Here is a 24,675-nt window from a genome sequence, read left to right on the forward strand (position 1 = left end):
AAGAGTGCACTGCACATAAAAAGGCGTCAGAGAGTGTTTACTCTGAGACGCCTTTGCCTTCATGACTCGTTATTATACTCGCATTTTTAGAATAATCAACCCCTTTTTTGAAAAAAATCAAATTTTACTGAAAGTATTGTCGAATATATACTCGTGTATACCGAGAAAGCATGCACAATAAAATGTCGAAAAAGCGACAAAAAAGTTGACAGAATGGACGGCACGGGGGTATAATAAAAAATCAACGGGCAAAGACGTTCGTACGGATCGAGTAAGGAAGAGGAGTATTCCTTATTTGTTTGTGCAGGTCTTTGTTTTTTTGTTTTACCGGAAAGGCAGGGAATAGGAAATGATGTATTCGAAGGATGAAGTGATGCAGTTTGTCGAAGAGGAGGATGTAAAGTTCATTCGTATGGCATTCTGTGATATTTACGGCAGACAGAAAAATATTTCGATCATGCCGAAAGAGCTTGAACGCGCATTTGAATACGGTATCGCCATCGATGCTTCAGCTGTCGACGGCTTCGGGGGCGAGGTGTATTCCGATCTGCTGCTTAGTCCGGATTCATCGACTCTGTCATTCCTTCCGTGGAGACCGGAGCACGGCAAGGTAGTGCGCATGTTCTGCAATGTGATGCGCCCCGACGGGAATGCTTTCGAGGCCGATACGAGGAGGATACTTCAGGACGCGGTCTCTGCCGCGGAAAGCGAGGGTATCTCATTTGCGTTCGGATCGGAGATGGAGTTCTACCTTTTCAACAGAGATGAAAACGGCAGGCCGTCAGATGTACCGTATGATGAGGCGGGATATATGGATATAGCGCCGGAGGACAAGGGCGAGAACGTAAGGCGCGAGATATGTCTGACGCTCGAGCAGATGGGCATAAGGCCGGAAAGCTCTCATCACGAGGAGGGCCCGGGGCAGAATGAAATAGACTTCAGATATGCAGAGCCTCTGAAGGCTGCAGATGATGCGGTCACTTTCCATTCGGTCGTGAATTCGATAGCGACGCTGAACGGTATATATGCGGATTTTTCGCCAAAGCCGATAAAGGGCAGGTCGGGGAACGGCATGCACATAAATTTCTCCGCAAAGTGCAGTACAGGTAGAGATGTGCTCCCGCATGTGATAGCGGGAATACTGGAGCATATTTCTGAGATGACGGTATTCCTGAACACGGTGGAGGATTCGTACGAGAGACTGGGATCGGATAAGGCTCCGCAGTATATATCGTGGTCGAGCGAAAACAGGTCGCAGCTTATAAGGATACCTGCGGCTTTCGGAGAGTACAGACGCGCGGAGCTTAGGTCGCCGGATCCTTTGTGCAATCCATATCTGGCATATGCGCTGCTGATACACGCGGGACTTGACGGGATCAGGAACGGATACGATCTGCCGCAGCCTGCGGACATAAATCTGTACACCGCGCCTGCGGAAGTGACGGCAGGGTACGAAAGGCTGCCTGGGAATCTGGATGATGCCAGGAAACTTGCGGTGAACAGCGATTTCATCGCGTCGGTACTTCCGGATATGCTGATAGAGCACTACACGAGGTGAATGAAGGACAGAGGATATAAGGAGCCGGAAAAGCGCAAAGCGCAGGACAGGGCACAGCGTGCCTTTTGCATAAATCATCGCATTGTTTTCAGGGAAAGGGGGAAAAGCAGATGGATCTTATGGAACACAGCTACAGCGTTCTTGTCGTATCATCGTCCGCAAAATTCAATGATTCACTGATGAAGCTTCTCCCGGAGACCCGTTACGGTCCGGTGATAACTGTGGGGGATGTCGCCGCGGCGAGAAGATGCATGCTCGAGCGGGATTTTGATATCGTTGTCATAAACACTCCTCTGCCGGACGACTTCGGGACGGAGCTGGCTCTGGACATATGCGAGAGCACAGGGACCGGCGTGCTGTTTTTTGTAAGGTCCGATATCTATCACGATGTGAATGCGCGCGTTTCTCCGCATGGCGTGCTGACTGTATCAAAGCCTGCGCCTGTCACGGCGATAAATCAGTCGCTGATGATACTCTGCGGCATGAGGGAGCGGCTGAGGCGCATGGAAAAAAAGACAGCATCCATCGAAGAGAAGATGGAGGAGATCCGTATCGTGAACCGTGCCAAGCTCCTGCTGATAGAACAGCTCAAGATGACGGAAAAAGAGGCGCACCGCTACATAGAAAAACACGCTATGGACAGGTGTGTAACGAGACGTGATATAGCAGAGAAGATAATTTCGATATATAAATAGGATGCCGGCGGTCCGGGATCCGGCAGGTGTCTGCAGATTTCTGAAGATGTCTGAAGATGTCTGCGGGCACAGCGAAGAACCGGCAGCACCGCAGCGTGAAAAATAACGGAGGATTTTGAGATGAGCGAGAACATACATGAGGAATGCGGCGTCTTCGGCGTATATGCTAAGGAACAGTCGGACGTTGCAGGCATAGCATATTACGGGCTTTACGCACTTCAGCACAGAGGCCAGGAAAGCTGCGGCATGGTCGTCAATGATGACGGCGTGTTTGTTTCGCGCAAAGACCTGGGGCTTGTGAACGAAGTGTTTTCTAAAGATGCACTGCGGAGTTTTCCGCATGGTAAGATGGTCGTCGGACATGTCAGATACGGTACGACGGGCGCTACCAGCCGGTCGAACTGTCAGCCGATAGAGGTGAATCACCAGAAGGGGAAGATGGCGCTGGCACATAACGGCAACCTCAGCAATGCGTTCGAACTCAGAAGCGAGCTTGAGCTGAACGGCGCGATTTTCCACACGACGAGCGATACGGAGATAATCGCATATATCGTCACGCAGGAACGGCTGAAAACTCCGTCTATAGAAAAGGCTCTGAGCAGTGCTATGTCAAGGCTCGACGGAGCGTATTCGCTGGTGCTCATGTCTGCCGCGAAGCTGATAGCTGCGAGGGATCCGTACGGTTTCAGGCCTCTCTGCTACGGCGTCATGCCGGACGGTACATATGTAGTGGCGTCAGAAAGCTGTGCGCTGGCTTCTGTGGGGGCGAAGTTCGAGCGCGATGTGCTGCCGGGCGAGATACTGGTCTTTGACGACAGCGGCGTGAGGTCGGATCGTACTCACTGCGGAAAGAAAGAACGCCATATATGTGTATTCGAATATATATACTTTGCAAGGCCTGATTCAGTGATCGATCAGGTGTCGGTGCACGAAACCAGAAAGCGCTCGGGCAGGATCCTTGCCAGATCTCATCCGGCTGATGTCGATGTGGTTGTCGGTGTGCCTGATTCGGGAATAGATGCGGCTCTGGGATACTCACAGGAGTCCGGTGTACCGTACGGCATGGGCTTTATAAAAAACAAGTACATAGGCAGGACTTTCATATCACCGGGGCAGGACAGCAGGCTCGACAAGGTGAGGATAAAGCTGAATCCTATACGCGAGGAAGTAGCAGGCAAGAGAGTCATGATAATAGATGATTCGATTGTTAGAGGTACGACGAGCGGGCAGATCGTGAAGCTGCTGAGGGATGCAGGCGCGATAGAGGTGCACATGAGGATATCGGCGCCGCCTTTCATCAATCCGTGTTATTACGGGACTGACATAGATTCGAGGGAGAATCTGATAGCATGTCATCATTCTGTCGATGAGATAGCTGATATCATCGGAGCTGACAGTCTGGGATTCCTGCCGGAGGAAGAGCTTCGTTCACTGGTAGGATGCGACGAATACTGTCATGCCTGTTTCAGCGGCGAGTATCCGACTGCGATACCCGTGAGCACACAGAAGGACAGGTTCGAAGCGAAGCTTTCTGATAAGGACAGGGAGCCTGGAACTCAGGATAAGAAGTAAAGAAGAAAAGTCAAGCAGGGCGGTCTCGCATCGAAACCTTTCAGCATGATCGAAGCGGGAGCGACTGATACAGGCGGAGGCTGTATCCGGCAGAGATGCCGGAAACGGTCTCTGTTTTTTATTATGTAGGAAATATCAATTTCGATATTTCCGGAATATCAAGAAAAGTTTCACATGAAAATATGTGGTGAAGCCACTTTTGTTCTAACCTAATTGACAAGAGGGGGCCATGAGGAAAATACCAAAAGTAAGATAGACAATAGTATGATTTTGGTAAAATACACCCTGTTAGCTCGCTTGCATATATGTGTGATTACCAAAGAGATGAGTTGAAGCGCTTTTCTTTGGTATTTTTTGTTAAAAAAGCCCGATTTTGAAAGTTTTTTTACCAAGATCGATCGATTGCAAGCTGGATCTTGGTAATAGGGAAGGTCTAGGCGCCTTGTTTTTTTGAAAAAATGCTAAAACAGAAATGTGTAATGATGTTTTTTGGTAATTTATTCATGTGTGACGCAGAATAACTGTCTGCGAAAAAAGAAGAAAAACAGACCATTCGGGGAGCAGCATCTGTTCATTGATATCGTTCAGCAGCATATGATGTAGAACTTAGAACTGCGGGGGCGGACTGGCGTCGGTCTTCGAACCGGCGAATAAATGCCCCCTTCGGGGATACCTTTATGTCGGCTTTAGGAATCGGCAGATCAATGAAGCCCCCTTCGGGGATAACCCGATGTCGACATTCCGTCGACATATCAATGCAACCCTGAAGGATATCTTTATGCCGGTTTTTCAAACCGACAAATAAATGAAATTAGATGGAAGGATGGTTTGGGATGAAAAAAGTTGTTGTCATAGGCACAGGTGCACAGGGCACAACGGTTGCAAAGAGACTTGACGAAGAACCGTCAGTAGGAGAAATAATATGTGCGGACTATAACAGAGATGCAGTGGATGAGCTTGCCGGAAGTCTTAAAAAAGCTGCAGGTGTGAAATGTGACGCTGGAGATGTGGGCAGTATAGTGGAATGTGCGCGTGGCGCGGATCTTATCGTGAATGCGCTGCCTCTGGAATTCGGTAAAAATGTACTCGATGCGGCACTGGAAGTAAAAGCAGATTACCAGGATTTCGCTGCATCTACGGCTTTCGATGAACCGGAAGGCATGGGATGGGTGAGAGGAATGAAATACCAGTTTGACGTCTACGGTCCAAAGTTCCGGGACATCGGCAGACTGGCGATAATCGGCACGGGATCGGCGCCGGGACTCATATGCTGCGCGACAAGAGACGCGATGAAGTATCTCGATACGTGCGATACGATCTACAACATAGTATGGGAAGGCGTTGAAAGTAAACGGTTTCAACCGTTCTGGTGGTCTCCGGAGACAGCGATACAGGATATGCAGCAGAAGCCTTACATATTTGAGGACGGCAGGATATTCGAGGGCGAACCGTTTGAGGATCCGATCACCAGAAAATACGACTACATGAGCCGAGAGGTGACTTTCCTCAATCACTGCCATGACGAGCCCGTGCAGTACGGTCTGAACGCAGAGAAATACTTCAAAGGCTGCAGGAATGCATATTTCAAATACGCCGGAGTAGGGATGGACTTTGCGTATCCTCTTTACAGAGCAGGGCTGCTCAGCCATGAAGAGATAAATGCGAATGGGTATGTGGTGGCGCCATTTGACGTGATAGTTTCATGCATGCCGCAGCCGCCGCGGTTCCGCGACGAGATAAAGCAGATACTCGATGAAGGTCTGATAAGCGACGAAGGCTGCATGGCAGTAGAGGCTTACGGGGAAAAGGACGGCAGACGCATACTCGTCGAAAATCATGTGATGGCTCCGGGCTTTGCAGAATCATTCAGAAAAGCCGGTATGACCGGAGAAATGTACCTGACGGGACAGGGCGGGTTCCTGTTCTCGAAGCTGCTGGTGAACGATGATATCGATGTGACCGGGCTGATATCATCGGATATGCTCCCGCAGGAAAGCGTGGATAAGTACTTCGAATATGCAGAAGCGCTGGATATAAGGCTTGAAACGAAAGTGACGGAAATCGGATGACATCGGGTCGGCACAGGGAGGTGAGATGATGACTCAGGAACGGATCCAGGGAGTTGCGGGTCTCAGGAAGCATGATATAAAGGTTTCAGGCATCGTTTTCATGCTGTACTGTCTCGTAGCGGCAGGCGCGTTCGGTATAGAGGAAATGATCCCGGAGGCGGGACCTGGCATGACACTGCTGCTCCTTGCGGTATTTCCGATAGTATGGGCATATCCTATCAGCAATCTGGTCGCCGAATGCGGCTCGGTGATGCCGTCGGAAGGCGGCGTGTATGTGTGGGTCAAAGAAGCATTCGGCGAATTCTGGGGGTTCCAGGCCGGGTGGTGGGGCACTGTCTCCACGTATATAACGAACGGTGTCTATGTCGCACTGGTATCGGGATACGTCAGCCAGATGATCCCGATGTCACCAGCAGCGGTACAGGCGCTGAAGATCGGGATGATCCTGATCTTTACGATCGTGAACCTGCTGGGGCTGAAAGAAGTAGGCAAGGTGAGCACTGCGCTTTCCATAATGATAATCCTGGCATTTGCACTGGTGGCGGCGGTCGGCTTCATAAACTGGAACACGAATCCGGTGGAGCCGTTCATGCCTGAGGGTTACGGTCTGGTAGACGGACTGGGCGGCGGCATCTGTATATGCGTGTGGATGTACTGCGGGTATGAATGCATCTCGAATATGGCGGGAGAAGTAAAGGATCCGCAGGTGATCCCGAAAGGGCTTCTGATAGCCATGCCGCTGGTGGCGCTGACCTATGTACTGCCCACGCTTGGAAGCCTGGCGACGCTTCCGGAAGGTAGCTGGCTGAAGTGGTCGACTGACGGCGGTTTTGACGGTGTGGCCGTCGGGTATGCGACAGTGCTGACGCAGAATCTCGGGTCTGCATGGGGATATGTGTTCCTGGTCGTTGCGATAGTATCGCAGTGCGCGATATTCAACACATATCTGGCGTCGGGGTCGAGGGGCTTCTTTGTGCTCGCAGACGATCATCTGTGCCCGCCGGTGCTCGTGAAAGTAAGCAGGAGCAAAGGCGTACCGTGGGTCGGGATCCTGTCGCTTGCGGTAGTCACGTATATACTGGCGCAGTCGTCATTCACGACGCTTGTAAGCATGGAGGTAGTGTTCATGCTGGCGCTTTACATAATACTGCCGGTTTCTGTCGTAAAGCTCAGACGCAGGATCCCTGTAGATGAGCGTAAAAAGCGCGGGCTTTACGTGATGCCGGGAGGAAAGGCCGGGCTGATATTTTACTGCGGAGCACCTGTGCTGATATCTGTGATGGCGCTGCTGATAAACGGCACGGATTATCTGGCGATAGGCCTCATTGGCCTGTGTTCGGGACCTGTGGCTTATGTGATATTCAAAAAGCGCTATGGCGGCTTTGCGGTGAACGATCCGGAGGGCTGTCCTGTAAACAGGGCGGGACTTGCGGCAGGCGATTCGGTAAGGATAGGGGTATTCATGTTCCTTGCGGGGGCGATGGCGTTTCTGGGGCAGTTCTGGCTGAGATGGTACGAGATAGACTACGGCGGATGGGGGCCTGAGGATTACGATACGTTCGGGAACTGCATACTCGAGGTGCTACAGGTGCTGAAATGGGCAGGAATTGCGGCGATCGCAGCGGGTGCTGTGCTGTTCGTCTTCGGTATGAAAAAAGATGCGCCTCTGCCTGAAGCAGAGGTCGATATAGATGAGCTGACGGAAAAATATCTCAACGAGGAGAAGCACGAATCGTTTTTTGATGACTGATCGACGGCTCGTCCATAGACTCGGCAGACAGATACATCTTCGGTGGACTTGTACACACCCTCTCCAACAGATATGGAAAAGCGCCGATTTTGCATACAGCTGAGTGCGATTTCGATAATGACCTTGAACTGGCATAACAAGTACAGTATAATAAAATCGATGTAATCGCTTTAATTTACTACATATCAAGGGAGGAGAACTAAATGGATTATTATGATTCATCATACGGCGTGTACGAATCGAGTGCATTGAGTACAGGCGCTGTAGTTGCGAATGTTATAATCAGTCTGGCGCTCACTGCGCTGGCGATCATAGCATACTGGAGGATCTTTGTAAAAGCGGGAGAAGAAGGCTGGAAAGCCATAATACCGTTTTATAATGCTTACACAGCTATGAAGCTGTTCTGGAAAACATCGATATTCTGGATCGGTATCGGACTTGGAGTCGGCGCATCTATCGGCTATGGCATGGCATCATACGGTGTAGTCGCACTTGCGATTTATGGCGGAGGCGGTAACGCCGCAGTGATGGTGATCGGCTTCATACTCGCGTTCGGATGCGGTATCACTGCATTCGTTCTGGAGATCATGTTCCTGAACCGTGTGTCAAAGGCATTCGGTCACGGGGCAGGATTCACAGTGGGTCTTGTATTCCTTAACTTCATATTCATACTTATCCTGGCGTTCAGTAAATCTGAACGTGTAGTTTCAGGGCAGCAGGCAGGATATGGACAGCCGGCTCAGGGCTATGCTCCCGGACAGAATTATGGTCAGCGTCCTCAGCAGGGTTATGGCCAGGCTCCGAACTACGGTCAGCAGAGCTATACTCAGGCACAGAACCATGCTCAGCCGCAGGCTCAGACTTACGGACAGCAGCCTCAGCAGAGACCGCAGGGATATGCACAGCAGACATCACAGCCTCAGCAGACTTACGGACAGCAGCCGGGAAATGCTCAGCCGCAGAATTACAGTTATGGCCAGACTCAGCCGCAGGCTCAGAATCCTGTTCAGAACCAGCAGCCAGGCAGCGGCACTGAGAACACTGATGCTAACAGATACAGAAATCCGATGGCGTAGCAGTCTGACAGAACGATGAACGGACATGACCGGCATCTGATATAAGAAAAGATACATAAGGATCGATACGACCGGCAGCGACAGTCACACACGACATGTCGCTGCCGGTTTTCTGATCAGGTTGGTTTTTTGCAGCTGCGTCTTTTCTGTATCGCCATGCTGGCGCAAATGTGAACAATAAGTGACGTTTGGGGCGGTTTTATTGAAAATCCGCGGGGATGAATATATAATCTTTTACAAGTGTGTCTATTTTTTGAAAACGGCAGCAGGCAGTCATCCTGCGGCATTTGGAAAATATACAGTACATGTATTTGACAGGAGCAGGGGATAAGAGAAACGGATATGTTTTAAACGGGAGAAGCAATGAAGTATCGGAATGCAGCCGGCGGAAAACATAATAATGTAAAGAGTGCAGTGCGTCGCAGCTCCGGCAGGACGGCAAGATACAGAGCAGCACATCGCAGATCCAAATCGCAGTCTCAGGGGAGAAAAAAGCGCATGCGCATGCGTGCACCGGCATTCAGAAACAGAAAGACAATGTTCGTCTTCGGAGCGGCAGCCGCCGCGGTACTGATAGCGATCGTCTATCTGTTCAGTCAGCTGTACTTTTACATAACGGAAAACGATGTAACAGCCGGCGAGCCGTATCCTGTGAAGGGCGTAGACGTTTCGTCATACCAGCTCGACATCGACTGGAAAGGTCTTGAGAAAGAAGGCTACAAGTTTGCATTCATAAAGGCGACCGAAGGAAGCAGTCACATCGACGACAGGTTCGAAGAAAACTGGAAGAACGTCAGAAAGACCGATATAAGAGCCGGGGCGTACCATTTCCTAAGCTATGACACGAGCGGCAAGTCGCAGGCTGAGAACTTCATAAAAACGGTAAAAAAGAGACATGGTATGCTGCCGCCGGCAGTAGACGTGGAGTTTTACGGCGAGTACGAGGAAGTCCATCCGAGCAAAAAGAAGCTGAGGAAAGTTCTCGACACGGTTCTGGAGGAGCTGGAGGATCACTACGGGCAGAAGCCTGTGATATACACGAATACATATATATACGATACATATATATCGGGCAGATACGATGATTATCCGATATGGATCAGCGCGCATGATCTGCCGGAAAGCCTGCCTGACGACAGCAACTGGACGTTCTGTCAGTACACGTTTTACGGACAGTCGGACAGCGTAGGAGGGGGAGAAAAATACGTTGATCTCAATGTGTTCAACGGAAGTTCCTGGGATCTGAGAAAAGGAAACTGGAAATAATAAGGAAGAAGAGGAAGAAGGATGCTATCAAAGTTCAGCGTGAGAAAACCGTTCACAGTGCTCGTTGCTGTGGTCATCGTGATCGTTTTCGGTGTCATATCGTTTACGAAAATGACCCCGGATCTGTTCCCGAATATCAATACGCCTTACGTGATCGTGATGACGACATATCCGGGAGCGAGCCCGGAGGAAGCCGAGGTCGAGATCACGGAGCCGATGGAGCAGCAGCTCGCGACGCTGGCAAACATAAAAAACGTTACATCCGTGTCGGCATCTAACTATTCGATGATACAGATGGAGTTTTCTGACGATGTGAATATGGATGCGATCTCGGTCGACATCAGGGACAAAATCAGCCAGATAGAGGGAAATCTGCCGGAAACGGCGGGCACTCCGGTCGTGATGAAGATAAGCACTGACATGATGCCTGTGGTGACTGCAGCTGTCGGAATGAAAGGCAAGCCTGCAGGCGAAGTCTCCCGGTTTGTAAAGGAGGAGCTGCAGAGCTCTCTGTCAGGCGTTGAAGGAGTGGCGTCAGTTTCAACTATGGGAATGGTATCTGACAATATACAGATAGTGCTTTCTCAGGAAAAGATAGATGAAATAAACCAAAAAATCTCAGCGGCGATAAGCAGCAGTCTCGGTGAGGCAGAAGGCCAGATAGCCGGCGGCATGGGCGCTGCGGCAAGCGGCAAACAGCAGATACAGGACGGTAAGGAAGCGATCGCCAAAGGGCAGAGACAGGCGGCAGAACAGCTGGCTGCGATGAAAAAACAGCTGACTGACAGCAGGCAGCAGCTCGCAGATCTTAAAAAGCAGGGGCCGGCGCTGAAGCTCCTGCTGAAAGAGTACGACAATGCGGTGGCCTCAGGCAACCAGACCCTTGTGCATATGGTAGAGCAGCAGATCGAGATGACGGGGATGACCGTTGATTCACTGAGAAAAGCGGTCGCACAGCTCGACACGATAGACGAGCAGATCGCGGCAGTGGACGCCGCACTCCAAAACCTCGAGACCGAAGGTGCAGCAGCATCATTTACATTAGGAAACAGATATGCAGACCTGGCAGCTGCAGAAAGCACGATAGACGCGACTGTCAACCAGCTGCAGAGCGCACTTGCACAGGTACAGAGCTCCCGGGAGGCGGCGCTCGCCAGCGCGGACATGACAGGCGTGCTGACGATGAGCAATATCTCGGCGATCCTGAGTGCGCAGAACTTTTCCATGCCTGCAGGCTATATCACGGACGGTCAGGCAAAGATACTCGTGAGCGTCGGAAACAAGATAAAAGACAAGGATGAGCTGGAAAGCCTGATACTGATAGACATGGGGATAGACGGCGTCGATCCGGTGAGGCTTTCGGACATAGGGACGGTCACTTATGCAAATCAGGCAGAGGACACTTATGCGAAGATAAACGGGCAGAACGGCGTGCTGCTGAGTTTTACAAAGCAGTCGAGCTATGCCACTGCGGTGGTTGCGGATAATATCTCTGCAAAGTTCGCACAGCTGGAAAGCGAATACGATGATCTCGAGTTCACTATGCTCTCTGATCAGGGCGAGTATATCCACCTCGTCATCAATTCGGTCCTCCAGAACCTGCTCATGGGAGCTGTGCTGGCGATACTTATACTGCTTTTCTTTCTCAGAGATATCAGGCCGACGATCATAACGGCGGTAAGCATACCGATAAGTGTGATCTTTGCAGTAGTGCTCATGTATTTTTCGGGAGTCACGCTCAACATGATCTCACTGTCCGGACTGGCGATAGGCGTCGGCATGCTGGTAGACAACTCTATAGTAGTCGTAGAAAACACGTACAGGCTGCGTGCCCTGGGTTACAGCAGGGTGCAGTCGGCGGTTTCTGGCGCAGTGCAGGTAGCAGGCGCGATAACGTCTTCGACGCTGACGACTATCTGTGTGTTCGTTCCTATAATATTCGTCGACGGAATGACTAAGGACATCTTTATGGATCTGGCGCTGACGGTGGCGTATTCGCTGCTGGCGAGTCTTATCGTGGCTCTTACGCTCGTGCCGGCTATGGCAAAGGGGCTGCTGGCGAAGGATACTAAAAAATCGATACTCAGTCAGGAAGGCCGGACGATAAAGTCATACAAAAAACTGGCGGCATGGAGTTTGTGTCACAAGAAGATTCTGATCATAGCTTCTGTCGTTATACTGGTAGCTTCGACGGCTCTGGCGTTCTCCAGAGGATTCTCGTATATGCCGTCCATGAGTACACCGCAGATTTCAGCTACTCTGCAGATGCCTGATGAAAGTACGCTTGAAGAAACATCTGAAGTGACGGATGCAGTATCCGAGGAGATCAGGAAGATAGACGGTGTGAAAACTGTAGGTGCGATGCTTTCGAGCGACACGCTGGGAATGATCGGCATGTCTTCCGGGCAGCAGGACGTGACATCGACGATGCTCTATATAATACTTGATGAAAACAAGGCCGATAACGGCAAACTGATAAATAAAAAACTGGAAAAGCTCGCAAAGAAATACGACTGTGAGATCACGACGTCCTCAGGCATGGATATGTCTTCGATGATGGGCGGCAGCGGAGTCGCAGTGAACCTTTACAGCGATGATCTGGATCAGCTTAGAAGTACAGGTGCGGCTATAGAAAAAGAGCTGAGAGGAATGAAGCAGCTGGAGGAAGTGTCGGACGTCAACGAGGACAGCACAGAGGAACTCAAGGTCGTTGTGAACAAGAACCTTGCGATAAAGGAAGGGCTGACTACTGCGCAGGTATATCAGCAGATCGCATCTAAGCTGACTGAAGAATCATCGGCGACGACGCTCAATGATGAGAACGGCACAGTAGATGTCGTCGTTGAAAACAGCACGGCCGGAAAATTTACAAAAGACGATCTGCTGAACATGAAGCTCACTGCAGACAAGAGCGACGGAACGAAGTCGGAGGTGACGCTTTCTACGATAGCGACGGTAGAGAACGGGGCGTCGCTCGACGCTATAAACCACGACAACCAGAACAGGACACTCAGCGTGAGTGCGGCGGTGAAGGACGGATACAACGTGACTCACGCCAATAATGCTGTGAAGAATATGATAGAAAAGAAGGATCTCGTGCCTGACGGCGTAAAGATAAGCTACGGCGGCGAGACGCAGGAGATCATGGACGCGATGCGCCAGATGGTACTGATGCTGATCGTAGGTCTTATCCTCGTTTACCTGATAATGGTGGCACAGTTCCAGTCGCTGCGTTCTCCGTTCATTGTGCTGTTCACGATACCGCTGGCATTCACAGGCGGCATGCTGGCGCTGCTGATATGCGGCCAGGACGTCAGCGTAGTTTCGATGATGGGATTCGTAATGCTGATGGGAGTCGTAGTCAACAACGCGATCGTTCTCGTGGACTGCATAAACAGGTTCAGGCTCGAAGGCATGGAGATGGACGAAGCGATCATAAATGCAGGCGCTGTCAGGATGCGTCCGGTGCTGATGACTGCTGTCACTACGATACTGGGACTGCTCCCGCTGGCGATCGGTATAGGTACAGGCGCGGAAATGGTGCAGCCTGTTGCGATAGTGTGCATCGGCGGCCTGATCTACGCGACCCTGATGACACTCGTGATCATCCCTGTGATGTACAGGATATTCGCGAAAAAGCACATGGAGAACGTGAAAGATGAGGAGCTCGAGGTGCTGAACGTATAAGGTGATAATCTACTGGATTTGAATCGTCTGAAAATATCTCTCTGATAATGACACGGAAAAGCCTTGAATTAACAAGGGTTTGATGATATAATTAGTTTCATTGAGCCGGCGTGATGGAATTGGCAGACGTGCGGGACTCAAAATCCCGTGGTGGCAACACCGTATGGGTTCGACCCCCATCGCCGGCACCATTATCTTATCACCGAGATAATGCACCAGAAACATATTCATACAGGAGGAGCGTTGAATGAACGGAACTTTGACGATGATACTGCCTTTAATAGTACTGCTGGCAGTAATGTACTTCTTACTTATCAGACCGCAGAAGAAGAGAGAAAAAGAAGTAAATGCAATGAGAAAAGGCTTACAGGTCGGAGATGAGATCATCACGATCGGCGGTATCTGCGGAAAAATCGTAAAAACAAAAGACGAGTCACTGGTTATCCAGGTTGGAGCAGACAAAGTAAAATTCGAGATCATGAGATGGGCTGTTTCAAGAGTTGTCGAAGAGAGCAAGAGACCTGCAAAGAACAGAGCAGCTGAAGAGGTAGAAGAGGTCGAAGAAAAGAAACCTTCAAAGCCTAAGAGAATGAAGAAGGCAGCTCCTGCAGAGGAAGTCGAAGAAAAGGAAGAAGTTGTTGAAGCAGCAGAGACAGAAGAAGTTGAAGCTGTAGAAGAAGCAACAGAAACAGCTGAGGTTGCGGAAGAAGCCGTTGCTGAACCTGCAGAGGAAGCTGAAGCTGCTGAAGCAGAAACAGTAGAAGCTGAAGAATCAACTGAAGAAAAAAAGGCTGAATAAAATCATGACAGTATGAGAAGTCGGGAAACCGGCTTCTTTTTTATGCAGGAAATATCGCTTTTGATCGCACTCGCGATCACCGTTCATTTTCGACAGTCATTTTTGCTGACAGGCAGGAACCGTTGCAGTACTGCAAATTAGGAACATTCACATATCATAAACGTAAGTGATAGCAATATAGTTATATTTTGCGCTGTTGAATAGACAAATACGTTTGTAAAAACGAAAAAAGTTTTTTCTTTACAATGAAAACGAAAAAATAATTTGTTATGACAACGTCGAAAAGATCGGATAAATAGCATGGATTGATTATAGATAGACATGCGGATACTTGATTTTAAGTAGTATTTATACCGTGAAATATGGCGGTATCATTCCATATAGTGATACATTTAAGCAATACAGCCAATTTGTTCCTTTGAAATATTCTGTTAATATTTGTTTGTGCAAAAATATTAATTTATTTAAGACGGATGCGGTTATGTATCGCCCGCAGCACAGCAATCATAAATCCATTTATCATCAGATGTTTATAAACACTGAAGGACAGCCTTTGCGCCGGATCTTGACCGGTATGCTGAATGAAGGAACGAAAGGAGCTGTACTAATGAGCATTTTGGAATTATCTTTCTGGTCTATCGTACCACCTCTGCTTACGATTTTTCTCGTGATGAAAACAAAAAAGATACTGCTTTCGATGGCGGTCGGAATAACGCTTGGATGTTTTCTGCTCGGAAAATTCAATCCGGTAAGCGCACTTGAGCATTTTGAAAGAGTATTTATCGGTACTGTTAACGAAGACGGAACCCTGGTGACGGGATCCATAACGACTCCGGATAATCTGATGGTGCTGCTTTCCATGGTGATAATAGGCGCACTCATAGGTCTTCTTGTGAAGTCAGGCGGTTCACAGGCATTCGCCGAGTACATGTCAAAGCGCGTTAACAACAAGAAAAAGGCCGGGCTGATGACATGCATCATATGCACGCTGCTCATGATCGACGACTACTTTGACAACCTGACTACAGGAGCGACGATGAGAGCGATATCGGACAAGAACAACGTGCCGAGAGAAAAACTCGCATATTATATAGACTCGACCGTATGCAGCATAAACTCGATATCACCGATATCAAGCTGGTCGGCATTCCTCGCAGGCCTCCTTGCAACAGGTATGGTCGCTGCGGGCATCGAAGGGAATTCATATCAGCTGCTTCTCCAGTCGATACCGTACAACTTTTTCATAATCGTATGTCTGGTTATGGTGTACTGTGTTGCGGCATTCAATCTCAACATCGGCCCTATGGCGCGTGCAGAGAAGAGAGTCCAGACTACAGGCAAGCTGGTAGAGCATTCGTTCAGCGGAGACGAGGACGAAGAGGCTTCGTATAGCGACCTGATCCCTGCAAAGGGCAAGCCTGCAGACCTGATAATACCTATCGCACTGCTGATATGCCTGGTACTGTTCTTCATGATGTACACGGGAGGATTCTTTGAACACCACAGCATAATGCAGACCGTGAGCCAGATGGAAGGTATACGTTCACTGATGTACGGACTCGTGTTCACGATGGTGATAACAGTTATCTATATGCGTATAAGAAAAGTCGCACCGGTGACAGAGCTGGCAAGCGCAGCCTTTACAGGAGTGAAGTCCATACTTTATGCAAATCTCGTGCTGATCCTTGGCTGGACGCTTGGCGGAGTGGCTGAGGGGCTCGGCATTACGCAATTCATGATCTCGGTCTTCCAGGGAAATATCCCGCCTGTTATCACTCCGGCTATCATGTTCGTGCTCTGTGCGGGGACAGCGTTCGCGATCGGCGGCGGCTGGACTACATTTGCGATCATGATCCCTATCGTCGTGCCGTTTGCAGTGGCAACGAATGCTGATCTGCTGATGTGCATATCCGCGATAATCGGCGGGGCAGGGCTCGGAGCTACATGTTCACCTCTGGCAGACACGTCGATAGTTTCGGCAACTTCAGGCGAGCTTTCGATCATAGATCATATAAAGACACAGGTCCCTTACTCCCTGGTATGCGGCGTGATCGCACTGGCTGCATATCTAGTCACGGGTATTTCGGGAAATCTCGTTTTCGGTTATATCACGGCCGGGGTGCTGTTCGCAGCAAGCCTCACGGTAATGAAAAAGCTCAGCTGCGGAGAAAGAGCGGTATCGTTCAGTAAAAAGGCGGCAAATGCGGCGGAGCCGGAGTTCGAATGATCTCATTGACGATATGTGATCAGCACATAATAAAAAAGTAAATAATTCTCCTAAATTCCTACTATATTGTTAAACAACAGCAGACTGCTGTGCCGGAGACGGTGCAGCAGTTTTGTCGTATATGTTCATGCGTATTTTGATAAAAAAATATCAAAAAAATCCATCGCAAGCACCGGAATGACCCGTTAGTGACTCGGTAAGTCGCCAACGGGTCGAAATGCTGTTGTCGAAAAAATGCGTTATTTCAATACTTTTCAGAATTTACAGATGGAATGACCCGCAAATGACTTAAAAATAAACCGGCAGACTTTGTATGAAATTTATCTGCACGATGCACATAAAAATGCTATAATCTCAGTGATTTCAATATATTCAGACATTCGCAGCGATGCAGATGCATCGAAAAACAGGTTTGGCACAGAATTTGCTGTATATAAATGTGAATTTATTATTTTGCATTTTTAGGAGGTTTTTGATTATGAATGACAAAATTCAATTAAAACAGGACGGTCGGTTCTTCTTCGGCTGGTGGATCGTATTTCTGGGGTTCTGCCTGATGCTGCTGGCATATGTAGGATTCGCATCACTGACAAGCGTGTTTGTTATTCCTGTAACAGAGGCTCTGGGCGTAGGAAGAGGCGAATGGATGCTTTACATGACTATCCAGGCTCTCGTCGGCGTTATCGCATCACCTATACTCGGTAAGCTGATGCAGAAGGGAAGCGTCAAGAAATGGGTCGCTATCGGATGCCTGTGCGGCGCGGTGGCATATATCATTTTCTCACAGTCGCATTCACTGACAGGATTTTATATCGGCGCTCTGTTTATCGGAGTAGGATTCGTAGCATGTGCTCCGATGCCTGTGTCGATACTGATCAACTCATGGTTCGGCGGCAAAGTCAAGGGAACTGCATCAGGTATCGCTTTCGTAGGAAGCGGACTCGGCGGATTCATCCTTTCACCGCTGCTCAACTCGGCTATAGCTGCAGGTGGATATTCAGCAGGATATCTGGTGCTCGCAGGTGTATATCTCATCATACTTCTTCCGTTGACTCTGCTTCTGGCTGTAAAGAATCCGGAAGACAAGGGATTCAGAAGAATGGGTGAGACCGAAGCAGAAGTAGTGAGCGACGGCAGTGCTTTGGAAAAGAGGGGAATGACTGCAGGTCAGGCTATGAAGACAGGAGAGTTCTGGCTGGCGATCATCTCGTGCATAATGGTAGTATTCGCATCATCGGCTATACTGATGAATGACATCGGCTACTATGTAGAATGCGGTATCGATACAGCAAAGGCTGCATCATATCACGGCATCATGCTCGGCCTGCTGCTGTTCGGAAAACCGATAATCGGATTCGTTACGGACAAGCTCGGCATCAAGGTGAGCGCACCGCTGTCGACATTCATCTTCGCAGCTACATTCCTCGTGATGTTCCTGTTTGGCGGATCACCGGGAATACTGGTTGCAGGCGTGTGCATCTGCTACTGTCTGGGAGCACCTTCGATCACAGTCGTTCCGCCGCTTCTCGTAAACGGCATGTTCGGAGAGAAGGACTACGGGACTCTCGTAGGATACATCAACATGGCAACGTCGATAGGCGGAGCATTCGGAGCTACGATCGCAGCGTTCATATATGATGCTACGGGAAGCTATGTCGCATTCTGGGGCGTGGCTACGATAGGTGTAGCGATCGCAGCAGTTCTGAGAATAATATGCTTTGCGATTAACAAAAAGAATCATAACTGGTAAAATGACATATGATACTGTTCCGTCGCGGCAGTCTGTACAGGCTGCCCGGAGGTATGAAAGGAAGATCATATGAGAGATATAAAAAGCAGACTGGCTGATATTCTGTGGATAGACGGCCAGTGCACAGATGAAGAGCTGGCAGAAGCAGTTGAAAAGCTCAAGGCAAACGAGGAAATGCTCAATCTCGCGATAGATAACTCTGTCGACAGCTTCAGCATAGCGGACGGCAGAGGAACTTTCCTGAAAGTGAATGATACGTTTACATATTATACAGGCATTTCCAAGGAGGAGATGGAAGGATCAAACACTAAAGATATGATAGAAGCGGGCAGCTATGGTCCGGATTCGGCGATACTTCTCGCAATAAAAGAGAGAAAGAGGGTAGCGGTCCTTCAAAACGGCTGCTCACGCGATCTCAGCGGGAAGAAGTCGAAGGAGGAGCTCATACAGGGTGAAGCGATAGCTATATCCACCCCGATCTTCGACGACAGCGGCGAGCTCAGATATGTCGTTTCGAATGCGCGTTTTCTGCATGAGCTGGAGCTTCTGAAAAAATATCTCGATGATACCAGATACCTGAGCGATCAGGAACAGCTGAAAAATCACAAAACGATGATCTGGAAAAGCACGGGGATGAAGAAGATACTCGATCTTGTCAAGGTCATAGCGCCTACGGATTCAAGCGTTATGATCTCCGGCGAAACCGGGACCGGCAAGAGCATGCTGGCCAGATACATACATGAACAGAGCAGGCGCAGAGATAAAGCGTTTGTGGAGATAAACTGTGCCGCTATACCTGAAAACCTGATAGAATCCGAGCTCTTCGGTTACGAGAGCGGGGCATTCACAGGAGCCAATGCGAAAGGCAAGAAAGGTCTGATGGAGATAGCGGACGGAGGGACTCTGTTTCTCGATGAGATAGGCGATATGCCTCTCAGCCTGCAGGCAAAACTGCTTCAGAGTCTGCAGAACAGGACTATCACGAGAGTAGGCGGAGAAAAAACGATAAAGGTCGATATCCGCCTGATAACGGCTACGAACATGGATCTGGAGCAGATGGTGGAGGACGGGACATTCAGAAATGAGCTGTACTACAGGATAAATGTAGTTCCGATACATCTGCCGCTGCTCAGAGAACGACGAGAGGATTTTCAGCTGATAGTCGATGTATCGATGGAGAGATTCACCTCTAAATACGGAAAAGAAGTGATACTGTCTCAGGAGGCGAGAAAGGCGCTGGAAGGATATTCATGGCCGGGCAATATACGTGAGCTTGAGAATACCGTGGAAAGGCTGGTGGTGACGAACCGCAACGGCATCATCCTGCCTGCCGACCTTCCTTCCCGCATCATCGAAGAAAACAGACAGTACGGCGGAGGCGTCATGATAGATGATATCATACCGCTGAAAAAAGCAATGGAAGAAATGGAGAAACAGCTCGTCAGCGCGGCTTACACAAAATACGGGAGCAGCTACAAAGTGGCGGAGGCTCTCGATATAAGCCAGTCCGCAGCAAGCAGGAAGATAATCAAGTATCTCAGGAACGGCGGTGACGAGAAAGGATGATTTGTTGTTACAGAGGTAATTGACATGAATAGAGAAGAAAACAAGAAGTGGCTGATAGACTGTATAGAAGACAATAAAGAAGTTTTCTGCGAGGCATCGAAGGCGATCTGGAGCAATCCGGAGCTCGCGATGCAGGAGCATTTTGCAGTCGAGACGCTTACCGGACTGCTGGAAAACAGCGGGTTCCGGGTAGAGAAAGGCGTGGCAGGCATGCCGACGGCTTTTGTGGCTGAGTATGGAGAAGGCAGACCCGTGATCGGATTCAGCGCGGAGTTCGATGCGCTGCCGGGACTTTCACAGAAAAACGATTCGAATTTTCACGATCCTGTAAAGGAAGGCGCTCCGGGACACGGCTGCGGACACAATCTGCTGTCGATAGGCGGAGTACAGGCAGCCGTAGCTCTGAAAAAACTCATGGAAGAGAAAGATATCAAGGGAACAATAAGACTTTTCGGAACACCGGCAGAGGAGATATGCGTAGGCAAGCCATTCATGGCAAAGGCAGGACTGTTCGAAGGTCTGGATGCAGTGGTGGACTGGCATCCTGCTCACACGAACACCTCCGGATACAGAGACTGCCTGGCGTATTTCAACATCAAATATCATTTCAAAGGAAAGGCAGCTCACGGCAACGCTCCATGGAGAGGTGTGAGTGCGCTCGACAGCGCGATGCTCATGGCTCACGCGATCGAGATCATGCGCGAGCATGTGGATCCGGGCAGCAGGGAAGCGCCGACTACTATAAACTACGCATTTCCTGACTGCGGCAATGCATATCCGGTAGTGGTGCCTGACAGAGCTGATATCTGGATCGTCGGCAGATTCAATAGCGCCGCGCTGCTCAAAGACGTGCTGGAAAAAGTGAGAAAGGCTGCAGAGGGGTGCGCGCTGGCGACCGGAACCACGGTAGAAGAGGAGTTCACCACAGCTACTCACAATATGATACCGAACAAGACCATATCAGAAGATATATATGAAAATTTCCAGATCGTCGGAGCTCCGGCATATACGGAAAAGGATCAGGCGGATGCGAAGGAGATACAGAAGTCCATGGGCTGCGATGTGACAGGCTATGACGGATTTCTCGAACCGCTCCGGGAGTCGAGTCAGCCTGTGACGGACGCGTCGGAGTACAGCTGGTTCGCGCCGCTGGGATTTTTCAACGTCGCCCTCAGTCCGTCGGTAGAATGCTCAGGTCACAACTGGGCGGTATGCAGGCTGGCAGGATCGGAAACGGGGATGAAGGTCGCAGTGACTGCATCGAAAGTGCTGGCGCTCACGGCTTACGACCTGATGACAGATCCTGAGCTTTTGAAAAAAGCGCAGGAAGAGAATCTGCAGCGCCTCGGAGGACAGACTTACGAATCGATGATACCTGAAGGCGTAGAGCCGGATCTCGATACGAACCGCGATATCATGGAGAAGTTCCGAGGATAAACAGTACATATACACATACATGATATGAACGATATGACATGAACACAGAGACTGCTGTGCCGGAGACGGTGCAGCAGTTTTGTCGTATATACAGACTGCATCCATAATATATTATACGGGAGGTGCATTATGGAATTTCTGAGAAAATCATTGAAGGTGTATGCTGCGGCGCTGATCCTTTTCGTGCTGCTCACTCTGGTGCTGGCTGCAGTGCTCAGATATACAGCTTTCAGCGCCGGTTGGTCGTTTACGGGTCTGCTCGTGATCATGTCTTTAGTCTCTGCCCTCACCGGGATGCTGGAGGGCAGACTTACGGGGAAAAGGGGAATGCTGACAGGCAGTGCCGCCGCTGCTGTTTTCGTGCTTGTGATAATCCTTGCGGCAGGCGGCATATTCGCAGACTCTTTCAGTATGAAAAGCTTCAGCGTGTTCTATCTGATACCTGTTGCAGCGGGGGCAGCGGGCGGGATTTTCGGTGCAAACTCGGGCAGTTAGCGGGAAATCAGCGGATTTACAGAAAATCGGCGAGGTTTCGCGACAGACGGCGCAAAGCAGAAAATGGCTCTGCACTGTAAGACAGTGAGAGCCAAAACTGTTGAGAGGGGGCATATCATAATGCGGCAGCTCCCTCTGTTTTCACGATGTCAGCCGGAAAAGCCGGCATCGATCAGTAATAATGTTTTTTGGGGCCTTTATATTCCTGGATCGTATTTCCTCCGTCCACAATAAAATCCTGCCCCGTGATGTATGAAGCCTTGTCTGACGCCAGAAAAACGTTCAGATTTGCTATTTCCTCCGGCGTACCGCCTCTGCCGGCAGGTGTATTCTCTGCACCGATCTTTTCACTTTCAGTCTGACTGTCAGTGGCGATCCATCCTGGAAGCACATTGTTCACAGTTATACCGTATCCTGCAGTCTCTATTGCCAGAGCCTTGCTCATTCCTGTAATGGCTGATTTTGCCGCACCGTATACGGAAGAGCCCGGATTGCTGACTACAGGCCCTGTTACGGATGAAACATTCACTATCCGTCCGTAACCCTGTGATATCATATGAGGGATCACTTGCCTTGTAACATTGAAAGTTATATTGAGGTTGCGGTCTATACCGTGGTCCCAGTGCTCATAACTCATGTCTGCGACATGTACAGAAATCTGTGTCTCACCGACCTGTACCATGCCTGCATTGTTGATGAGGATATCGATTCTGCCGAACATTCTGATCACGTCATCTGTAAGTTTTTCTACCTGCATGCGATCTGTAAGATCAGCAACATACCCCTTTGCTTCGATACCCTGATCTCTGAGCTCCTGCGCTCTTTCATAAATACGGTTTGTAGTGGAAACCAGTACTACTTTTCCTCCGTTGAGCCCTATCAGCTTCGCAGTCCAGAAGCCTATACCCCTGCGGCTTCCTGCTCCGGTGACAAGAGCAACACGTTCGTCGAAATTTATAAATCCGCTCATGATCTGTATCCTTTTTTATTCTTTTGCAAATCCCTGACTAAGGTCAGCTTCTTCAGGCTTCACGAGTTTAGTCTTATTGACGATCTTGTGGACTATGAACAGCAGTATGAACGCTATCGCTCCTATGTATGCCACCATGAATCCAAGTAATGAGAAATCTTTGTTTACGAAGAACTGCCCGACAACAACTATTATACAAAGCAGCATTGCAATGATCGGACCGAGAGGGAACAGCTTAGCCTTGTATTTCAGTTCATCAAGAGAATGTCCCTGCGCTGCGAAGGCCTTTCTGAATCTGTAATGGCTGATGGCAATACCGAGCCATGCGATGAAGCCCGCAACACCTGATGCATTGACAAGCCACAGATATACGGAACCGTCTCCTACGAACGATCCCATGAATGCTGCCATTCCTATGATCGTAGTAACGATGAGCGCATTGACCGGAACACCTCTTTTGTTGACTTTTTTGAACATCTTAGGTGCTTTACCTTCCATGGCCAGTGAATAAAGCATTCTTGTCGAAGCGAACATTCCTGAATTGCCACAGGACAGTACAGATGTAAGGATGACTGCATTCATGAGAGATGCTGCAGCGGCAATACCTGCGCGCTGGAATATCAGTGTGAACGGACTCACTGATATGTTCTCTATACCGGTGTGAAGAAGATTAGGGTCGTCATATGGAAGCAGGAAACCGATAACAGTGATCGAACCTATGTAAAACAGCATTATACGTACAAATACAGTTTTGATAGCTTTTGGTATGCTTTTCTCAGGATCTTTGACTTCACCGGCAGTGATACCTATAAGCTCGGTTCCCTGGAAAGAGAAACCTGCTATCATGAATATCCCTATGATCGCAGCGAATCCTCCCGGGAATGGCGCCTCACCTTTTGTCCAGTTGCTGAATCCCGGTGACGTCCCGCCCATTATGCCGAAAATCATGAGGATTCCCACGATTAGGAATACGATGATCGTAACGACTTTGATCCCGGCAAACCAGAATTCACTCTCGCCGTATGCGCCGACCGAGAAGTAGTTTAGCAGGAACAGTATCGCAAGGAACAGGGCACTCCATATTAGCGAGTTGGAATCAGGCATCCAGTATTTTATTACTATAGCCGCAGCTTCAAGTTCGGCGGCGACAGTGATCGCCCAGTTGTACCAGTAGTTCCACCCGAGTGCAAAACCCAGTGACGGGTCTACGAATTTCGAGGCATAAGTCTCGAAGGATCCTGTTACCGGCATGTATGTAGACATTTCGCCGAGACTTGTCATAAGGAAAAATACCATTATAGCTATACCGCCATAAGCAATAAGTGCACCGCCGGGGCCTGCTTCATGAAGAGAGCCTCCGGTAGCTACAAACAGTCCTGTCCCGATAGCTCCTCCGATTGCTATCATGTTTACATGACGGACTTTCAATCCTCGTTTGAGCTCATTGTTTTCTTTCATAACAAAAAACCTCCTGTAACATAAAATAATCAGATACAATTACAATAATAATTCTCTATCCCGAATATTTTTTAAAGCAACAAATATGCCAATGCTGTAATTTTTATAATTATGCTGAAATTGCAGGCATTCACAGACATATGTCCTTAATGGAGCTTTATATATCTGGTAGCATAACAGGTTCAGAACGAACCTGTTGAACCCGTTTGGAATCGGCGTTCCTGTATCGGGATATGGTGCAGGCTGTGAAAACGTCGAAGATATACTGCAGGGGTATCGGTATCCTGCTTAACCTGTATA

At 49.3% G+C, this 24,675-nt stretch carries 16 protein-coding genes and 1 tRNA gene; 15 read left to right on the plus strand and 2 right to left on the minus strand.

What is annotated here, in order from left to right:
* Positions 1 to 349: 349 nt before the first annotated feature.
* The 15 genes from OCV59_RS00850 (at position 350) to OCV59_RS00920 (ending at position 21,947) form a co-directional block, all read left to right on the plus strand.
* Positions 350 to 1,558: a glutamine synthetase family protein gene (locus OCV59_RS00850; RefSeq protein ID WP_147592428.1), complete on the plus strand. Its 1,209-nt coding sequence runs from the start codon at positions 350 to 352 to the stop codon at positions 1,556 to 1,558.
* A 110-nt stretch (positions 1,559 to 1,668) separates the two neighbouring features.
* Positions 1,669 to 2,253, plus strand: a complete 585-nt coding sequence (locus OCV59_RS00855; RefSeq protein WP_147592429.1) for an ANTAR domain-containing response regulator — start codon at positions 1,669 to 1,671, stop codon at positions 2,251 to 2,253.
* Between the two features lie 120 nt (positions 2,254 to 2,373).
* Positions 2,374 to 3,825: an amidophosphoribosyltransferase gene (gene purF, locus OCV59_RS00860; protein WP_147592430.1), complete on the plus strand. Its 1,452-nt coding sequence runs from the start codon at positions 2,374 to 2,376 to the stop codon at positions 3,823 to 3,825.
* Positions 3,826 to 4,658: 833 nt separating this feature from the next.
* The gene (locus tag OCV59_RS00865) at positions 4,659 to 5,894 is read left to right on the plus strand and encodes a saccharopine dehydrogenase family protein (RefSeq protein ID WP_262584007.1); all 1,236 of its coding nucleotides are present in this window, start codon (positions 4,659 to 4,661) and stop codon (positions 5,892 to 5,894) included.
* 25 nt (positions 5,895 to 5,919) lie between these two features.
* Positions 5,920 to 7,644: an APC family permease gene (locus tag OCV59_RS00870; RefSeq protein ID WP_147592432.1), complete on the plus strand. Its 1,725-nt coding sequence runs from the start codon at positions 5,920 to 5,922 to the stop codon at positions 7,642 to 7,644.
* Between the two features lie 203 nt (positions 7,645 to 7,847).
* Positions 7,848 to 8,720 carry a DUF5684 domain-containing protein gene (locus tag OCV59_RS00875; protein WP_147592433.1) on the plus strand — a complete coding sequence of 291 codons (873 nt, stop codon included), beginning with the start codon at positions 7,848 to 7,850 and terminating at the stop codon, positions 8,718 to 8,720.
* Positions 8,721 to 9,083: 363 nt separating this feature from the next.
* Positions 9,084 to 9,986, plus strand: coding sequence for a GH25 family lysozyme (locus tag OCV59_RS00880; protein ID WP_147592434.1), 903 nt, complete (start codon positions 9,084 to 9,086; stop codon positions 9,984 to 9,986).
* A gap of 21 nt (positions 9,987 to 10,007) precedes the next feature.
* Positions 10,008 to 13,673, plus strand: coding sequence for an efflux RND transporter permease subunit (locus tag OCV59_RS00885; protein WP_147592435.1), 3,666 nt, complete (start codon positions 10,008 to 10,010; stop codon positions 13,671 to 13,673).
* 104 nt (positions 13,674 to 13,777) lie between these two features.
* Positions 13,778 to 13,864, plus strand: a tRNA-Leu gene (locus OCV59_RS00890).
* A gap of 56 nt (positions 13,865 to 13,920) precedes the next feature.
* Positions 13,921 to 14,472 (plus strand): preprotein translocase subunit YajC, encoded by a 552-nt coding sequence (gene yajC, locus OCV59_RS00895; RefSeq protein WP_147592436.1) that lies wholly within the window; start codon positions 13,921 to 13,923, stop codon positions 14,470 to 14,472.
* Positions 14,473 to 15,079: 607 nt separating this feature from the next.
* Complete coding sequence (locus OCV59_RS00900) at positions 15,080 to 16,699, plus strand: Na+/H+ antiporter NhaC family protein (protein WP_262584008.1); 1,620 nt, start codon at positions 15,080 to 15,082, stop codon at positions 16,697 to 16,699.
* A gap of 478 nt (positions 16,700 to 17,177) precedes the next feature.
* On the plus strand, positions 17,178 to 18,449 hold the full coding sequence (locus tag OCV59_RS00905) for an MFS transporter (protein WP_262584009.1): 1,272 nt from the start codon (positions 17,178 to 17,180) through the stop codon (positions 18,447 to 18,449).
* Positions 18,450 to 18,518: 69 nt separating this feature from the next.
* The gene (locus OCV59_RS00910) at positions 18,519 to 20,015 is read left to right on the plus strand and encodes a sigma-54 interaction domain-containing protein (protein ID WP_147592439.1); all 1,497 of its coding nucleotides are present in this window, start codon (positions 18,519 to 18,521) and stop codon (positions 20,013 to 20,015) included.
* A 24-nt stretch (positions 20,016 to 20,039) separates the two neighbouring features.
* Complete coding sequence (locus OCV59_RS00915) at positions 20,040 to 21,452, plus strand: amidohydrolase (protein WP_147592440.1); 1,413 nt, start codon at positions 20,040 to 20,042, stop codon at positions 21,450 to 21,452.
* Between the two features lie 129 nt (positions 21,453 to 21,581).
* Positions 21,582 to 21,947, plus strand: coding sequence for a TIGR04086 family membrane protein (locus tag OCV59_RS00920; RefSeq protein WP_147592441.1), 366 nt, complete (start codon positions 21,582 to 21,584; stop codon positions 21,945 to 21,947).
* A gap of 172 nt (positions 21,948 to 22,119) precedes the next feature.
* Here the strand turns inward: OCV59_RS00920 and OCV59_RS00925 are convergent, their stop codons facing one another.
* Both OCV59_RS00925 and OCV59_RS00930 read right to left on the minus strand, forming a co-directional pair.
* Complete coding sequence (locus OCV59_RS00925; protein ID WP_147592442.1) at positions 22,120 to 22,917, minus strand: SDR family NAD(P)-dependent oxidoreductase; 798 nt, start codon at positions 22,915 to 22,917, stop codon at positions 22,120 to 22,122.
* A gap of 15 nt (positions 22,918 to 22,932) precedes the next feature.
* On the minus strand, positions 22,933 to 24,375 hold the full coding sequence (locus OCV59_RS00930; RefSeq protein ID WP_147592443.1) for an amino acid permease: 1,443 nt from the start codon (positions 24,373 to 24,375) through the stop codon (positions 22,933 to 22,935).
* Between the last annotated feature and the right edge of the window lie 300 nt (positions 24,376 to 24,675).

Source organism: Brotomerdimonas butyrica, assembly GCF_025567305.1.
GTDB classification, from domain to species: domain Bacteria; phylum Bacillota; class Clostridia; order Peptostreptococcales; family Anaerovoracaceae; genus Lentihominibacter; species Lentihominibacter butyricus.